The organism is Acinetobacter terrestris (genome assembly GCF_004331155.1).
Lineage (GTDB): Bacteria > Pseudomonadota > Gammaproteobacteria > Pseudomonadales > Moraxellaceae > Acinetobacter > Acinetobacter terrestris.
In genome coordinates this window covers 191,785-209,380 of the sequence record NZ_SJNZ01000003.1, presented here as the reverse complement: position 1 = coordinate 209,380, position 17,596 = coordinate 191,785, and the positions used below count along the sequence as shown (strand labels likewise).

Genomic DNA, 17,596 nt, shown 5'->3' with positions numbered 1-17,596 from the left:
AAGATGAACAAAATCAGAAAATTCGTATATTTCTGGCCCGTCTTTCAGGCCGACAGCAGAAGAGAGGTAAGTTGGAAAGTGCACCTGCAATATTGGCAGGACTTTCGATTTTACTGAACACTCTTCAACTGCTCTCAGAATATTCAATAGATGAACTGAATGAAATCGCAACAATTGCATTAGGTACCTAAAGATGTGTAGATACCTATGCCCTTTGGTAGAGGGTCGGGGTGAGGGTTATTTTCTAGCTTCACCTCTCCCTAGCCCTCACTTGCGCTTCGTTTTAAAGCAGTGCTTTAAAACTTGCTCAGGAGAGGGAACTCCATTGTGTATCGTATAATATGAATAAAATTAAGAAAAAATAAAATGAAAATAGATCCCAAACTTTTAATCTTCGCCAAATCCATGCGCCATTCCTCCACAAATGCAGAACAGCACATGTGGCAAGTTCTTAGAGCAAAGCATTTCATGAACTTAAAATTTTGCCGTCAGCATATAGTTGCGCCGTATATTGTGGACTTTTTCTGTATTTATATATCTATAGACATTTAGTTTACTAGTTTTACACTATTAGTTATGTTAACTTTATAATAATTATACAAATTTTATTTTGGGGAATTATGTTAGTTGGTGTCTTTCTTCGTCACTTTAAAATTTATAAGGGGGCTAGATATATTCCATTTGGCTTAAATGAATTAGAAAATTTTAATTTATTTATCGGTCAGAATGGTGCTGGTAAAAGTTCAATTTTGGAATCATTAGACTGTTTCTTTAACAGTAGTGAGTTTATTGTACATTTCTCAGAAAAAAAGAGTGAAGCTTTTGTAGCACCTTGTTTTTTAATTAAAAAAGAAGATTTAAATAAGTTTGATAAAAATGTTCAAAAAATTATTCCTATAATAAGTGAGCTATTTTTTAATGTCGATCAAACAAAATCGGTCAATTATAATTCGTACAATAATTTTTTTGATCAAAGAGATAATTTTCTAAAGCATAGGGAAACTCATTATTTTATTACTTATGCTTTTTTCCCATTTCCTGAGCGTGATACCAATAGCATTTTTTTTACGTTTGATAGCTATATTAAAAAAGGTTTAAAAGAAAGTCAGATTTTAAAAGATGAAAGAGAGCTTAATAAAGTTTTAATGACTTTGAAAGTTGATCTTTTAAAAAATTATTCATTCCAATATATACCTGTTGAAACTTCATTAAATGACTTTTTGAGGCTTGAATCGAAAGGTATGCAGGACTTAATGAGTGAAAATATTAAAAAAAGAATTGAAGAAATGCTCAACTCGAAATTACAGATTAAAGGTGAGAGGACAGTCAACAAAAGTACTTTAGATCTCTTAAATTCAAATCTTGAAAAATTTGTTGAAGAAGTTCAAGAAACTATTAAAAAAATTGATAGGAATTATTCTTTTGCTAGAGAATACAAGTCAAAATCAAATCTTACTGCAAATCATTTAACAGATATTATTATTGAAACATTTTTTGATAAAAGAAGGCTTAAAATCGATAAAAAGCCTATAGAGCACTTATCTGCGGGTGAGAGAAAAAAAGCTTTGATTGATATAGCATATGCTTTTTTAACTCAAGAACGTGATACGTCACAAAATATTATCCTAGCAATTGATGAGCCTGAGGCATCTTTACATATATCAATGTGTTATGGCCAATTTAGTAGGTTGCATGAATTGGCAAAAAAATTTAATGTTCAGATGCTAGTAAGTACACATTGGTATGGTGCATTACCAATATTAGATAAAGGAAACTTATTTCATATACATGATAAGAATAATTCTGTGCAAATTAATCAATATTCATTTAAGAATTATTTTCAAGAAAATGGAAGTCATCCAGATGACATACATTTTAAAAGCTTTTTTGATTTAGTTTCTTCAATTGTAAGTTCATTAAGGCTACATAGAAAACATTGGTTAATAGTAGAAGGTGAAGAAGATAAAAATTATATTTTAAATTATATAAGTAAAGATAAAGCTGAAAATTTGATAGTTTTACCAGTTGGTGGCTGTGCAATTATTTTGAATTTATATAATTATTTGTATGCACCGCTTTCACAAAATAATGAATCTAAAGAAATTAATAGTAAGGTTTTTTGTTTAGTTGATACTGATTTTCAGGCGCTTAAAATTGATGATAGTTTTAGATCTCAAACAAAGAAAAATGAATTAGTGATCCGAAGACTACAATTTAATAGAGATAAAATTGAATTATGCAAATTAGAAAATAATAATAGATCACCAACCGAAATTGAGGAGTGTTTAAATGCTTCTACTTTTTATAAGGCATTAAGCCAAGCTATTGATTCTGTTGGTGATGAGAGTATTCAAAAAATATTTAGTAATTTTGAATTTGATGAGCAAAAGACATATAGCTTTATACAAGGTGATAACTCAATAATTTATCCCAAAAGAGACTTTGACCTAGAAGGAAATCCATCTAATTATAAGGATTTAATTTTCAATTTTGTTGATAAGAATAAAGAGTTAATTTGTAATCTTTATTGTAAGCAAGAAAATGAAACTACTCCTCCATGGATTTCTGAGTTAGAAAGTTTTTTATAGAATGTCTTATAAAAAATCCCCTCACTAAGAGGGGATTTTTTAAATCAAATTACAGCATTAAAGCGCTGCAATCTGATCCATATTCGCTTGAATTTTCACTAACTGGTCCGCAAATTCAGCCAATTTCACTTTCTCGCCTTCAACGACAGCAGCAGGTGCTTTTGCCACGAAACCTTCATTGGCAAGTTTTCCTGCAATCTGGTCATGTTGCTTTTGAACTTTATCAAAGTCTTTCTGCAAACGGCCCAATTCCGCTTTAGGGTCAATTAAACCCTTCATTGGAACGAATACAGAGGCATGACCGACTACAGAAGATGATGACAATGGAGGTTGTTCACCATCTGCCAGGTAAGTGATGCTTTCCACTTTCGCCAATGCTTTAAACAAAGGCTCGATACGTGAAATTTGCGCAACTTCAGCATCAGTAATGTTTTGCATCAACACTGGAAGTAAACGTGCATTACCTAAGCCCATTTCACCACGAATGTTACGTACAGCACCAATCAAACCTTGCAGCCATTGCATATCTGCTTCAGCTTGGTCATTGATGAGCGCTTGATCCGCAACAGGATAAGCCGCAGTCATAATGGTTTCACCGCCTAGACCAATCATCGGCGCAAGGGTTTGCCAAATTTCTTCAGTCAAGTACGGCATGATTGGGTGTGCAAGACGTAAAGATGCTTCCATTACCGCAAGAAGAACACGACGAACTTCCGCTTTACGTTCTTCAGAAACATTTTCATCATTCAGAACTGGTTTGGTTAATTCTACATACCAGTCACAGTATTCATTCCAGATGAACTCGTAAATCGCTTGTGCAGCCAAGTCTAAACGGTAGGTTGCAAATGCTTGATGAACCGCTTGTTCCGCTTTTTGTAAACGGCTCACGATCCATTGTTCAGGCAATTCCCAAAGATCAGGACGTGCAGTTTGACCTACAGTTTGACCTTCAACGTTCATTAGAACGAAACGGGTACCATTCCAGATTTTGTTACAGAAGTTACGGTAGCCTTCAACACGTTTCATATCGAACTTGATGTCACGACCGGTGTTCGCTAAAGCACAGAAGGTGAAACGAACTGCATCTGTACCGTAAGACTGAATGCCTTCCGGGAATTCTTTACGGGTTGATTTTTCAATCTTCGCCGCCTGTTTCGGGTTCATCAAGCCTGTAGTACGTTTTTGTACCAAAGTCTCTAAATCTACACCATCAATCAGGTCTAAAGGATCAAGCACGTTGCCTTTAGATTTAGACATTTTCTGACCTTCGCCATCACGTACCAAACCATGTACATACACAGTTTTGAAAGGTACTTGTGGCGTGCCGTCTTCATTTTTCATGAAGTGCATGGTCATCATGATCATGCGGGCAACCCAGAAGAAGATTATGTCAAAACCAGTCACCAACACATCAGTCGGGTGGAAGGTATTTAGGAAGTAGTTTTCTGCATCTTTTTTCGCGTCGCCAGTCCAACCTAAAGTTGAGAATGTCCAAAGACCAGACGAGAACCAGGTATCCAAAACGTCTTCGTCTTGATTCAGTTCTACATCAGCCGCAATGCCATTTTCTTCGCGTACTTCAGCTTCAGAACGACCCACGTAAATGTTGCCATCTACATCGTACCAAGCCGGAATGCGGTGACCCCACCACAATTGACGTGAAATACACCAGTCTTGAATGTTGTTCATCCACGCCATGTACATGTTGCTGTACTGTTCTGGAACAAATTTGATGTCGCCGTCTTTCACCGCTTTAATTGCAGGTTCAGCTAGGGGTGCAATTTTCACGTACCACTGGTCAGTCAATAACGGTTCAACGATTACGCCTGAACGGTCACCGCGAGGTGCTTTCAAGTCGTACGGTTGAATTTGATCTAGCCAGCCTTCAGCTTCAGCTTGTTCAACCAGTTTTTTACGTGCAGCAAAACGCTCTAAACCAATGTAGTCCGCAGGGGCAGCAATGGTTTTAGAAATCTGTTCGCCAGCTTTGGCAATGTATTCAAACTCAGCCAACACTTCAGCGTTTTTGTTGAAGATGTTAATGATTGGCAAGTTGCAACGTTTACCTACTTCATAGTCATTAAAGTCGTGTGCAGGAGTGATTTTTACACAGCCTGTACCGAAGTCTTTTTCAACATATTCATCGGCAACAACAGGGACCAAACGGCCTGAAATTGGCAGAACGATGTTTTTACCGACAAGATGTGCATAGCGTTCATCTTCAGGGTGTACTGCAACAGCCGAGTCACCAAGCAACGTTTCAGGACGCGTTGTAGCAACAACCAAGAAGTCATTGCCATCTTTGGTACGAAGGTCTTTATCTTCAAAGAAATATTTGAAATGCCAAAGTGAACCTTTTTCTTCTACTGATTCAACTTCAAGGTCAGACAGGGCAGTTTGCAGTTTCGGATCCCAGTTCACCAGGCGTTTACCACGGTAAATCAAGCCTTCTTTATGTAAGCGTACGAAGACTTCTTTTACTGCGTTGGAAAGACCATCATCCATGGTGAAGCGTTCACGTGACCAGTCTACAGACGAACCGAGGCGACGGATTTGACGGGTGATGTTACCGCCAGACTGTTCTTTCCATTCCCATACTTTTTCAATGAACTTTTCACGGCCCAAGTCATGACGGCTGATTTCTTGTGCTGCCAATTGACGTTCAACCACCATCTGGGTTGCGATACCGGCATGGTCAGTCCCCGGTTGCCACAAAGTGTTTTTGCCAGACATACGGTTGTAACGGGTCAAGGCATCCATAATGGCATTGTTAAAACCATGACCCATGTGCAAGTTACCAGTGACGTTTGGTGGCGGAATCATGATACAGAAGGAGTCGCCTTTTTGAGACGGCTTAAAGTAGCCGTTCTCTTCCCAGGTCTTGTACCATTTTTTCTCGATCTCGGTAGGATCGTAGGTCGTAGCAATATTTTGCGCAGAATCAGTCATAGTCAGAACAGATCAAAAGTGAATAAAAAATTAGGACTATTGTAGCAAAAAAATTACCGAATGAGGCAGCTTCACCAAATGCAAACTTTATGCAATTGGCATACACTGAATAAGAACTTATGATAAGAGTTAAATAAAAACAGCGCGAATGATCGCAATACAATTCTAAAAAGGATGTTATCGCTATGAGCTATTTAATTTCTTTAAAACTAACCCGAGAAACCCATCAGCGCTTTCAGCAGATTCATCAGCAATTGAATCAGGGTGAAACTCAAAGTTTAGCCAAGCCTTTAGGCGAGGTGCTGGCAGATATTTCCTGTGAAGTTGTCGATCAGGTTTTTGGTGAAATTGCGCGATTGTCGACTACAGCCGATCGGGAATCTGAAAAAATGGTGCAGCAAATTTTAGATACCGTACGCAAATATATGCCATGGTCGGTTTCTTTCTTTGGCAATGATCGTTTGATCCCGATGGTGAATTATCTGAAAGACAAGGCCTATGAGGAACATGGTCAGAATTATATTTCTTATAGTGTCGATCATGTCTTGGTGGTGGAATTGCTGGAATGTGTCGAGCAACTCAAAAACGGCAATACGCATTATGTTTCGCCAGGCTTGAAAGCATTTACCCAGATGATCGATCAAGGGGTGACCAGTCTGGTCCGTGAACCCAAAAGCATATTGAAATTCAATGTGGTGGTGGATAAAACTTTAAATGGCGTGATTCATTTGACCACCCAGATGGGCTATAAGCGTTTAGAAAGACTGGGTACCCAGTATGATTCGCAAATGACCCATCGTTATTTTGACCATTTTTTGAGGTTTTTGAATCATGAGCAAAAACATTAATAAGGTATTCATGCATTAAGATATCCATGCATTAAGGTCTCAACGCATTATTAATCGTAAGTGTAATTAGGAACAACAATATGGCGAAGCAGGACAGTTTAAACAATAAAGTGGTATGGATTACAGGGGCATCTTCAGGCTTGGGTAAGGCACTTGCGCAAGAATGTGCCTTACAAGGCGCACAGATTGTACTGACTGCCCGTCGTAAGGATGAACTGGAAAATGTCCGCCAAAGTTTAGCCAATCCCGATCAGCATATTTCTGTTGTTGCCGACATTACCGATGAAACTCAAGTTCGCCATGCTTATGAACAGGTTTTAAATGAGAAAGGGCGTATTGATTGGCTGATCAATAATGCCGGTTTAAGCCAGCGTGCATTGATTGCCGATACCACCATGCAAACTGAACGCGCCATTATGGAAGTGGATTATTTTTCACAGGTGTTCCTCACCAAAACCGTATTACCCACTTTCTTAAAACAAAAATCAGGACGAATTGCCTTTGTTTCCAGTGTTGCAGGGTTATTGGGTACGCAATACCGTGCATCGTATTCGGCAGCGAAAGCCGCAATTCACATGTGGGCCAACAGCTTACGTGCTGAAGTGGCGGATGAAGGTGTAGGCGTTTCGGTCATTTTCCCGGGCTTTGTCAAAACCAATGTTTCATTTAATGCTTTAAATGGCGAAGGCAAAGCACAGGGTCATCAAGATGAAGCGATTGAAAACGGCTTGCAGCCGGAGGAATTCGCGAAAACTGTAGTCAAGTCTCTGCTAGCAGATGAAGAATATATTGTGGTTGGTGGTACTAAAGAAAAACTGGGCGTTTTAGTTTCGCGTTTGTCACCATCTACACTGTATAAAATGATCCGCAAGATGAAGGTGAAGTAAGCAAAGCTCCATCCTTTATGGAAGTGGATTATTTTTCTCAGGTGTTCCTCACCAAAACCGTATTACCCACTTTCTTAAAACAAAAATCAGGTCGAATTGCCTTTGTTTCCAGCATCGCAGGGTTATTGGGTACACAATACCGAGCATCGTATTCGGCAGCCAAAGCCGCAATTCACATGTGGGCCAACAGCTTAAGGGCAGAAGTGGCGGATGAAGGCGTGGGTGTTTCGGTCATTTTTCCGGGCTTTGTCAAAACCAATGTTTCATTTAATGCTTTAAATGGCGAAGGCAAAGCACAGGGTCATCAAGATGAAGCGATTGAAAATGGCTTGCAGCCAGAGGAATTTGCCAAAATTGTAGTCAGATCTCTGCTTGCAGATGAAGAATATATTGTGGTTGGTGGGCGTAAAGAAAAACTGGGCGTTTTAGTTTCGCGTTTATCGCCACCTACACTGTATAAAATGATTCGCAAGATAAAGGTGAAGTAAGCAAAGCTCCATCGTTTTTTAAAGATGAATACACTCGCAATATATTTTGAGTATAGAAGGGGAAAGTGACAAACAATCTCCCTAAATCCCTCTTTATTAAAGAGGGACTATGCTTTTCTCCCTCCTTTATAAAAGGAGGGCTGGGGAGGATTTACGATTGAATCGCTGTGCCATACGCAAACACTTCAACCATCCCGCCTTGCATTCCCAGTTCAGTGGTACTTAAACGCAAGCCCATAATATGGGTTGCGCCCATTTTTTCCGCTTCCAGTTTTAAACGCACAATGGCTTCACGCCTGGCACGTTCAACCACACTTTCATATCGGGTCAAACGCCCACCAAAAAAGTTTTCGATATTGGCAATCACATATTTGAAGTAATCATGTGAAATGACCACATTGCTACTGATCATTTGCCCCAAATGTGGAGAGGTCTTAAAACGGCTATTATCCAGTGTGATATAAGCCAGACGCTGTTCCTGTTCATCCAGTTCATTTAAATGCTTTCTTTCGGTATATCGGCCAAAGCCCCAGCCCACCGCAAATAAAATCACAAAGATGGCTATTTTAAATATCAAGGCATCCATAGCTTAGCCTTGAGTCGGGAAGGGATCAGGCAGTTTTTGTGTATTTGCTTCAACCACCACGGCAGTGCCATAAACAAAAAGTTCAGAAGCGCCTTGGGCAATATTTGAAGTTGAAAAACGAATACCCACTACAGCATTTGCACCCATAGATTGGGCTTTTTCAATCATGCGGCTCATGGCTTCCTGACGTGACTCTTCAAGCAATTCTGTATAGGCCGTCAGTTCACCACCGACTATATTTTTCAGGCCTGCAAGCAGATCACGTCCAACATGTTTGCTGCGCACGGTGCTGCCATACACCACATCAATTTGACGGAGAATAGTATGTCCCGGCACAGATTCTAGATTACTTAAAAGCATGTTTTGAGATTCAAATAAAGGTACTTGTACTGAAGATAGGAAATCGAGCCTTAAAAAGCAATAAAAAAGCCTGCATAGAGCAGGCTTTTTAACAACGCTTAAAATTAATGCTTAAAATTATTGAGCGCTGTTTGCAGCTTTTTGTTCAGCAGTAGACGCTGGCTGTAGAACGGCATCACTGGTGTTGGCTTTAATACCTCCACCGAGTGTTTTATAGACTTCAACCTGGTTATTCATGTTGGCTTGTTCAAGCAACAATAAACCTTGTTCAGCCGCATAAGATGCACGTTGCGCATCCAGTACCGTCAAGTAACTGTCAATACCGGCACGGAAGCGGGCATTAGAAAGTCGGTAGGTGGTATTGGTTGCATCAACCAGACGGCGCTGCGCCGCTAAACGGTCGCCAATATTTTGACGTACTGCCAAGGCATCATTCACTTCGCGGAAAGCGGACTGAATCGATTTTTCATAGTCAGATAACGCAATTTGCTGATCTGTTTCTGAAATCTTGATGTTGGCTTGACGTGTTCCCCAATCGAAAATTGGAAGATCAATACTTGGACCAATAGACCAGACAAATCCACCTGATTTAAACAGGTCACTTAAGCTGGTTGACGCATAGCCTGCATTACCGGTCAAACTGATGGTCGGGAACAAGCGTGCCTTAGCCGCCGCAATATTGGCACCTGCAGCAGACAATTGGTATTCCGCAGCACGTACATCAGGACGATTGGTGAGCAAGTCACTTGGTAAGCCTGCAGTAAGTGCATTGTTGGTGGTAATACGCGTTACACGTTGAGTTGGCAGCAAGTTTGCAGGAACCGCTTGCCCTACAAGCAGATTAAGCAAGTTCTGTGCTTGAGCAATCTGGGTCTTGTAATTGGCAACATCGTTACGCGCAGTTTCTACAGAGATCTGTGCCTGACGAACAGGAAGTTCACTGTCGATCCCGACATCAAAACGTTTCTTGTTGAGGTTATAAGACTCAAGCTGAGCTTTCAGTGTTTGATCTGCAAGTCTTAAATTTGCATTGGCGAACGAGTAGTTCAACCATGCTTGAGCAACCTGACCCACTAATGCAATTTGAGTAGCATCACGTGCGCTTGACGTTGCTAAATAAGTATCTAAAGCATTGTCTTTTAAGCTGCGTACACGACCCCAAAAATCCAGCTCATAGGCAGTGACGCCTAAGCCAACATTATAGCTGGTCATGGCACCGGTGTTGAGCGTGTCTTGACGCAGCACACTACCGCTAGCACCAATAGTTGGCAGCTGGTTGTTCTGGGTAATTTGATACTGTTGCTGCGCACGTTGAATATTCAATGTCGAAGTACGCAAATCACGGTTATTGGCTAATGCCAGATCAAGCACTTGCAATAAGCGTTGATCGGCAAAAAAGTCTTTATAACCTTGTTCAGCAATTGAAGGACCAGAACTGGCAGTTAAATAACCTTGTTCTGGAATATTCGCTTGAGCTACGGGCTCTGGGCCACGCATGCTTTGACAAGCTGTCAAAGCAAGCGCAAGTGCAGATACCGCAATGCTACGACCTGAAATAGACCATACCTTTTGCATCACGATGCTTGCTCCTGATTATTTGGTTTTTTAGGTTTAAATTTAAAGATACTTCGAATCCAGACATAGAACACAGGAATAAAGAAGATACCCAATAAAGTCGAACTGATTACGCCACCGAGTACACCATAACCGACCGAGTGCTGGCTACCTGCGCCGGCACCTGATGAAAGGGCAAGCGGAAGTACACCGAAACCGAAGGCTAAAGTGGTCATAATGATTGGACGTAAACGCATTTTTGCTGCATGAAGGGTTGCTTCAAGTAAAGGCTCGCCTTTATCTTCTTGCAGTTCCTTGGCGAATTCTACAATCAGGATCGCATTTTTTGCAGCCAAACCAATGACGGCAATAATCGCCACCTGGAAGTAAATATTATTTGACAGGTTTGGATCTTTCAGAAGCACCATGCCCAAGAAAGTCAGACCTACTGCACCGACAATACCCAGTGGAATCACCAGCATGACAGAGAATGGAATTGACCAGCTTTCATACAATGCAGCAAGACACAGGAATACGATCAGCATTGAAAGTGCATACAGGCCAAGCGTTTGCGAGCCAGATTCACGTTCTTCTAAAGATAAACCTGTCCACTCGTAGTCAAAGCCCTGCATACCCATTTCAGGCAATTTGGCAATGATTTCTTCCATGGCAAGCATCGCATCACCCGAGCTGACACCCGGAGCAGGCGTACCCTGAATGTTGACTGATGAAATACCGTTATAACGTTCAAGACGTGGTGAACCGTAAGTCCATTCACCTGTAGCAAAAGCAGAGAATGGAACCATTTGACCAGCGTTGCTGCGTACGTACCACTTGTTGAGATCTTCCGGCATCATACGTGCATCAGGAACGGCTTGAACATAAACTTTCTTAATACGACCACGGTCGACGAAGTCATTAATGTATGAACCACCCCAAGCAATACTCATGGTGCTGTTGATTTCTGCAATGCTGACGCCCATAGCACTGGCTTTTTCGTTATCTACATAGATCTTGTACTGTGGCGTATCTTCCTGACCATTCGGACGGACACCAGCAAGACGTTTATCTTGTGCAGCCATACCCAAGATCATGTTACGCGCAGTCAGCATTTTCTCATGACCATTACCCGCAGCATCTTTCAACATCAAGTTGAAGCCTGCAGAAACACCCAGTTCAGGCATTGCAGGAAGCTGTAAAGGCATGACATAAGAGGCATCTTTGGCAATCACGTTAAGCGCCATACCACGTTGAATAATGGCACCCACAGTAGATTCTTTAGTGGTACGTTCTTCCCAGTCTTTCAGCTTAATGAAAGCTAGACCGGCATTTTGACCGACACCGGTAAATGAGAAACCAGCGACACTAAATACCGAGTCGACATTGGCTTTTTCACCTTCCATAAAGAAGCCAGTCATTTGATCAATAACTTTTTCAGTACGGTTCAGGGTGGCATTCGGTGGAAGCTGAACCAGGGTCATGACTACGCCTTGGTCTTCATCCGGCAAGAATGAACTTGGCAAGCTTTTGAACAAGAACAATAGACCGACAATCACGACCGCATAAATCGCGCCGGCAATGAATTTATGAATCAGCAGTTTTCCAACCCAGTTTTGGTAGCCTTGGGCCATACGGTCGAAACGACTGTTAAACCCACGGAAGAAACGGGCAAAGAAACCATTGCTCTGATCTTTGTCTTTATCATGCTGCTTTAATAAAGTCGCACACAGTGCGGGGGTGAATGTTAATGCCACAATCAGTGACAGAACCATTGCGGTCACCAGGGTAATCGAGAACTGGCGGTAAATCACTCCGGTGGTTCCGCTAAAGAACGCCATTGGGACGAATACTGCAGACAATACCGTGGTAATACCAATCAGTGCACCAGAGATCTGAGTCATCGACTTTTCAGTCGCTTCAACAGGCTCCAGATGTTCTTCTACCATAATACGTTCAACGTTTTCGACCACCACAATCGCATCATCGACCAGTAGACCAATGGCAAGAACCATGGCAAACATCGTCAGCGTATTAATCGAGAAACCAAACAGGTTGATAATCGCGAATGTACCCAATACCACCACAGGCACGGCCATGGTTGGAATAATGGTTGCGCGCCAGTTCTGCAAGAACAGGAACATCACCAGGAACACAAGAATAATCGCTTCAACTAAAGTGTGAACTACACTTTCAATTGAAAGTTTAATAAATGGGGTTGTATCAAACGCCAGCTGATCTTTTAAACCAGTTGGATAATTTTTACGTAACTGTACTAAACGTTCTTCTACAGCAGTTGCTGTATCTAATGCATTTGCACCAGTGGCCAGTTTAATCGCTACACCGCCCGCAGGCTTGCTATTAAATTTAGAGGTAAACTGATAGTTGTCCGAGCCTAATTCAACTTTGGCAACATCACCCAAAGTGACTTTTGCTCCAGTTCCAGCACTCTTTAGATAAATTCCGCGGAACTGATCTACTGTTTGTAATAAGCTTTGCGCATTTACGGTCGCATTTAAAACCTGACCTTCAACGGCAGGAGCACCACCCAATTGTCCCACAGCAACTTGCGCATTTTGGGTACGTAAGGCAGCCACGACATCACTTGGAGAAAGTTGGTAGCTGGCTAGTTTGGCAGGATCAAGCCAAATACGCATTGCATATGAACCACCAAAGACCTGAACTTCACCGACACCGGCAACGCGGCTAAGTGGTTCAGAAATATTCGAGTTCACATAGTCTTTAATGTCGGCATCGGTCAATTCACCATTCGGTGAGTAGAAAGCCAAAACCTGCAAGAAGCTTGCACCAGATTTGGTGACTCGAAGTCCTTGACGTTGCACATCTTCAGGGAGTAGCGCCGTTGCTGACTGTAATTTGTTTTGGACTTGAACTTGGGCAATATCAGGATCGATACCTTGTTCAAAGTTCAATGAAATGGAGGCTTGACCATTACCCGCACTATTTGAAGAAATATAGCGTAAACCATCAAGGCCATTCATTTGCTGCTCGATGATCTGGGTCACTGTATTTTCTACAGTTTCGGCAGATGCACCTGGATAAGTCGCAGAAATGCTGACTGTTGGCGGAGCAATGGTCGGATATTGCGCAATCGGCATTTTGCTGATGGTTAAAATACCCGCCAGCATGATCACCAATGCAATCACCCATGCAAAAATCGGGCGATGAATAAAAAATTGAGCCATCTAGTCTACCCCTTATGTATTTGAAGTAGATTTTTGTTCAGTTTTGGGTTGTGCTTGCTGCGCAGGCTGAGCTGCTTTATTGGCTTGTGCGGCAGGTTGACCGGCACCCTGAGGCGCAGCTTGAGGCTGGTAAGGCTTGGCAACGACAGTTGCGCCTTCTTTCACCTTGGCAATACCATCAACAATCACTTTTTCACCTGTCTGTAAACCTTTGGTCACAATCCAGTCTTTACCTTGAACACCAGCAGTTTCCACCGGGCGTGTTTCAACAGCGCCTTTGGCATTCACGATCATCGCAATCGCCTGACCGGTTGGAGTACGGGTAATCGCTGCTTGAGGAATCAAGATGGCATTTGGAATCACACCTTGTACAATTTTAGCAGTGGCATACATGCCCGGAAGCAACAAATGATTCGGGTTCGGGAACACAGCACGTAAAGTTACAGTACCGGTTTCCGGATTAACACTGGCATCAGAGAATGCAAGACGGCCTTCCACAGGGTAGTCGCTACCATCTTCAAGCTTAAGTTTGACTTTGGTATTGTTACTGCTGTCTAAACTGCCTTGGCTCAATTGCTGACGTAAACGTAATAATTCAGCACTGGACTGGTTAATGTCGATATAGATTGGATCCAGACGCTGAACAGTCACTAAAGGTTCTGCCTGGCTTGCAGTCACTAAAGCACCGACAGTCACTGTTGAACGGTTAGTCTGACCAGAAATTGGCGCGCGTACAGTTGAGTAGCCCAAATTAATTTCGGCATTTTTCAAGACTGCACGGTTCGCACTCAAAGTGGCTTCAGCCAATTTTACTTGCGCAGCGATGTCGTCATATTCTTGTTTTGAAATGGCGTTTGAACCGACCAATTGACGGTAACGACCTTCTTTCACACGCAAAACATTCAGGTTTGCTTCAGCGCTTGCAATCGCAGCGCGGGCATTATCGACATTCGCACGGTTGGTGCTGGAATCAATTTGATAAAGCGCCTGACCTTCACGGACATAACTGCCTTCAGTGAATAGACGTTTTTGAATCACACCACTGGTTTGTGGACGGACTTCAGAAATTTCAAATGCCGTGGTACGGCCTGAAAGTTCAACCGATTGCTCTACGCTTTGTGGTTGAGCAACAATGACACCGACTTCAGTCGGTGGCATTTGTTGGGCTGCTGCAGCTTGCTGCGCATCCTTAGGATCTTTGCTACAACCAACAAGTGCAATACTTGTTGCTAATGCGCAAGCGGTAAGGGCGGGTGCCCATAGCTTTGCAGACATCATTGTTCCACCTCGATTAGATTTTTATCTAAAAATTAATTTGTTTTCGCCCTACTGAATTTGGCATACAGCATATAAAGTAGTGTGATCCAAATAAAACTTATGCTCCAACCAGCCAAGACATCAGAGGGGAAATGTACACCAAGGTAAACCCTTGAAATTCCCATAATTAACAACCATATAAAAGCACACAGACAAATCAGTGTGTGCTGTGGATGTTTTTGACTGAGGTAAATTGCAAGACAGCCCAGGGTGGCGGCATAAATACTATGCGCACTGGGAAATGAAGCACCATAGCTGTTGACCAGATGATACATTTCGGGTGGACGGGGTCTTGAAATTATATATTTGAGCAGCCAAACCGTGGCAATGCTTCCTATAAGCCCTAAACTTGTAAAAACAATATTTGTATATTTTTTACACCATGCTTGGTGTAAACACCAGATTGTGGTTAAAAATAGCACAAATGGCATGCCGCCCATAACAGAAAGTGTGATAGATATCGTATTTAATTGCACTGTACGATGCTGGCTCATCCATTCAACCATCACCAGATCGAAGTGATGAAGTGATGGGATAAAAAGCATTAATACACTGAAAATAAATAAGAAAAATCCTACGCCAAGCAATAGGTACGGCATGTAAGGAACCTTTGTTATCTTAGCCGATTGGAGCATGACTATTAATGGTTAAAGTGTACTCATCAGTACACTTTATTTCAAGTATGTGTAAATTATGCTAATTTCTTTTTACCGATTTTTTAACATGAAGTAAAACAAAAATAACCAATTACTTATAAGCCGATTTTTGTGATGTTGATGATTCATCCACCTCTAATGGAATTTTCGGCGGCCAAAAAAAGTCACTTGGACGGGTTAAGAAATGGGTGAGCACCAGTTTGGCCAACGGCTTCCACTGTTCAAAGCGAACCCTGCGCGCGCGCAGTGCTACAATAATGGTCAGACTAAAACTCACAAACAAGTTGGTCAGGCCAATTAACAACACCCCTAAAAAGGATACAAAAATCAGACCAATTTCAGCGCTGCCATTAATATCGATCAAGCCTTGAATAAAATTGGCTGAGGCAAAGGCAATATGCCGGATATCCAGCGGAAGACCCAAAATAAAACCAATGGTTCCCATGCTTCCAAGCATAATCCCAAATAAGAAGTTCCCTGCCAAAGCCCCTAAATTCCGCTCAATATATGCAGCAAAATGATTTAAGCGTTCCTGACCCAATAACAGTTTTAAGTGAGCATGCGCTTTCAGACGCGGACCGACCTTACGGTATACCGCCATATTATCGAAATAACCCGCAATCAGCCCCGAGAAAAACAGGCAAACCCCAGCAATTGCAGCATGGGGAATGGCCAGTGAAGTAAACGGATTGAGTGAGTTTAGGGTCGTGGTCGCCTTGGCATGGGTCAGCAATGGCTCACCCATTCCGTATTGCCAGAGCAGGGTGATGATTGCAGCGGTAGGAATGGCAATGGAGATATTGCCGAGGATGGCAATAAACTGGGTCCGGATAATATTAATGATCAGGGCGGCAAGTTCCGCAATTTGTGCAGTTTTAGAACCTTTTTGATGCTGTACCGTAGCTGCAAGCGCGGCTGCCGTCATGGCTGGCTGTTTGGTCGCGACAGTAAAATGCAGCACGTGAATCAGCATGAAACCGAGTGAATAGTTCATGCTAAACATAAATGCCTGCATCAAGGGGGCCATGACCAGACGTGCTGTCAATATTTTCAAGGTCGACATGGTGGCAATAATGACGCCAGCACCTGCTGCTGCCTTGTACATCGACCAAAAACCTTTTTTGTCGGTACTTACATAATGCTCGCCGGTTTTACTGGCATTTTCGGTTACTTGTAAGGCAACTAATTCACTGTTATTGGCCAGTAAAGAACGAACACTGCGTTCGCTATAAATGGCGGAGGTAATATCGACCAGTAACGCACTGAGCGATTCATAACGAATTTTGTCTTGTTCAACAATTAAATTAATTAACAGCTCGATCCGATCGAGACACTGTTCCAGAAGCGATAATAAATAATTCAGGCTGATACTTACGCCAATGCGCTTGATGGCACGACGAATTTTTAAAACGACATTTCGGCATTGCTCGATCATCACCAAGGCTTGCGAAGCATCGGGTGGGACCATGACTGCCAGAGGGTCGGTATTTTGATGCAGTTTTTTATAATGCTGAATGAATTCGACAATTTCCCGGTTCTGTACCAGAAAAGGCGATTCGTATTCGGTTAAGTCGGGCTGTGCATTGATAAATTCCGGATACAGTCCAATCCCGCTAATCCGGTAAGACAGAACGGTAATGGCTTTAATCAGCTCACTGTTAATTTTAAGTTTTTCAGCCTGATTGCTATGACCTTGATTAAGCAGGGCAAATAGCTTTTGCCAATCCTCACTGGAAATGCTGTCCAACCAGTACTTATCACTGCGTTGATAAAACACGCGACGCACTAAATCTTGCAGTTGGCTTTTGTCATTAATCAGGGGTAAAAAATGCGCGCCTACACGTTGTGCAAGCTGATTCCAAAAACCATCGAGGGATAAAATGCCGGTATCGGCATACAGACTGGTCTGTTTATATTGGCTAATCAGTTTTAAGACAAAATTTTGTAAAGTAGATACAGCATTGGGGGTAATCAGCAGAGCTTGTATGAGTGCACGAAATTTACAGTTGATTTCTTCAGTATTGGTTGAGTCATCTGGTCGAATCCGGTTAACCAGTTCAATTAACAGTGAATCATCAAAAACAGCTTGATTCGATTCAAGCTGTTCCTGCATTTTTAAAAATAGATCATTAAAATTTATATGCATAGGCGAGGGTTAAG

Annotated in this window: 11 protein-coding genes and 3 pseudogenes; 6 read left to right on the top strand and 8 right to left on the bottom strand. The window is 42.0% G+C overall.

Annotation, left to right across the window (positions count from 1 at the left end; all coding sequences use genetic code 11):
- The 3 genes and pseudogenes from E0H81_RS15990 to E0H81_RS03335 form a co-directional block, all read left to right on the top strand.
- Nucleotides 1-191, top strand: a pseudogene (locus E0H81_RS15990) (transposase); the annotation flags it as partial.
- Nucleotides 192-366: 175 nt separating this feature from the next.
- Nucleotides 367-528 (top strand): annotated as a pseudogene (locus E0H81_RS03340) (endonuclease domain-containing protein); the annotation flags it as partial.
- Nucleotides 529-620: 92 nt separating this feature from the next.
- Entirely contained in the window at nucleotides 621-2,588 is a 1,968-nt protein-coding gene (locus E0H81_RS03335; RefSeq protein WP_086192577.1) for an ATP-dependent nuclease, read from the top strand.
- Nucleotides 2,589-2,645: 57 nt separating this feature from the next.
- On the opposite strand, the gene E0H81_RS03330 is transcribed toward E0H81_RS03335, so the two are convergent.
- Entirely contained in the window at nucleotides 2,646-5,537 is a 2,892-nt protein-coding gene (locus tag E0H81_RS03330; RefSeq protein ID WP_131316490.1) for a valine--tRNA ligase, read from the bottom strand.
- A gap of 185 nt (nucleotides 5,538-5,722) precedes the next feature.
- On the opposite strand from E0H81_RS03330, the gene E0H81_RS03325 reads away from it, so the two are divergent.
- The 3 genes and pseudogenes from E0H81_RS03325 to E0H81_RS03315 all read left to right on the top strand — a co-directional run.
- On the top strand, nucleotides 5,723-6,385 hold the full coding sequence (locus tag E0H81_RS03325) for a hypothetical protein (RefSeq protein WP_131316488.1): 663 nt from the start codon (nucleotides 5,723-5,725) through the stop codon (nucleotides 6,383-6,385).
- A gap of 80 nt (nucleotides 6,386-6,465) precedes the next feature.
- The gene (locus E0H81_RS03320) at nucleotides 6,466-7,272 is read left to right on the top strand and encodes an SDR family oxidoreductase (RefSeq protein WP_131316486.1); all 807 of its coding nucleotides are present in this window, start codon (nucleotides 6,466-6,468) and stop codon (nucleotides 7,270-7,272) included.
- Nucleotides 7,273-7,283: 11 nt separating this feature from the next.
- A pseudogene (locus tag E0H81_RS03315) lies at nucleotides 7,284-7,760 on the top strand (SDR family NAD(P)-dependent oxidoreductase); the annotation flags it as partial.
- 151 nt (nucleotides 7,761-7,911) lie between these two features.
- Here E0H81_RS03315 and E0H81_RS03310 read toward each other — a convergent pair.
- The 7 genes from E0H81_RS03310 to E0H81_RS03280 all read right to left on the bottom strand — a co-directional run bounded on the left by E0H81_RS03310 (nucleotide 7,912) and on the right by E0H81_RS03280 (nucleotide 17,582).
- Nucleotides 7,912-8,346 (bottom strand): YbjQ family protein, encoded by a 435-nt coding sequence (locus E0H81_RS03310; protein ID WP_131266922.1) that lies wholly within the window; start codon nucleotides 8,344-8,346, stop codon nucleotides 7,912-7,914.
- A 3-nt stretch (nucleotides 8,347-8,349) separates the two neighbouring features.
- Nucleotides 8,350-8,706 (bottom strand): YbjQ family protein, encoded by a 357-nt coding sequence (locus E0H81_RS03305; RefSeq protein WP_131266920.1) that lies wholly within the window; start codon nucleotides 8,704-8,706, stop codon nucleotides 8,350-8,352.
- 117 nt (nucleotides 8,707-8,823) lie between these two features.
- Nucleotides 8,824-10,281, bottom strand: a complete 1,458-nt coding sequence (gene adeK, locus E0H81_RS03300) for a multidrug efflux RND transporter AdeIJK outer membrane channel subunit AdeK (RefSeq protein ID WP_131267051.1) — start codon at nucleotides 10,279-10,281, stop codon at nucleotides 8,824-8,826.
- A complete protein-coding gene (locus E0H81_RS03295; protein ID WP_131316484.1) occupies nucleotides 10,281-13,463 on the bottom strand; it encodes an efflux RND transporter permease subunit in 3,183 nt (1,060 codons plus the stop codon). The genes adeK and E0H81_RS03295 overlap by 1 nt, the downstream gene beginning before the upstream one ends.
- A gap of 12 nt (nucleotides 13,464-13,475) precedes the next feature.
- Nucleotides 13,476-14,741, bottom strand: coding sequence for an efflux RND transporter periplasmic adaptor subunit (locus tag E0H81_RS03290; protein ID WP_131266916.1), 1,266 nt, complete (start codon nucleotides 14,739-14,741; stop codon nucleotides 13,476-13,478).
- Between the two features lie 32 nt (nucleotides 14,742-14,773).
- The gene (locus E0H81_RS03285) at nucleotides 14,774-15,379 is read right to left on the bottom strand and encodes a phosphatase PAP2 family protein (protein ID WP_131316482.1); all 606 of its coding nucleotides are present in this window, start codon (nucleotides 15,377-15,379) and stop codon (nucleotides 14,774-14,776) included.
- A gap of 148 nt (nucleotides 15,380-15,527) precedes the next feature.
- On the bottom strand, nucleotides 15,528-17,582 hold the full coding sequence (locus E0H81_RS03280) for a site-specific recombinase (protein WP_131316480.1): 2,055 nt from the start codon (nucleotides 17,580-17,582) through the stop codon (nucleotides 15,528-15,530).
- Between the last annotated feature and the right edge of the window lie 14 nt (nucleotides 17,583-17,596).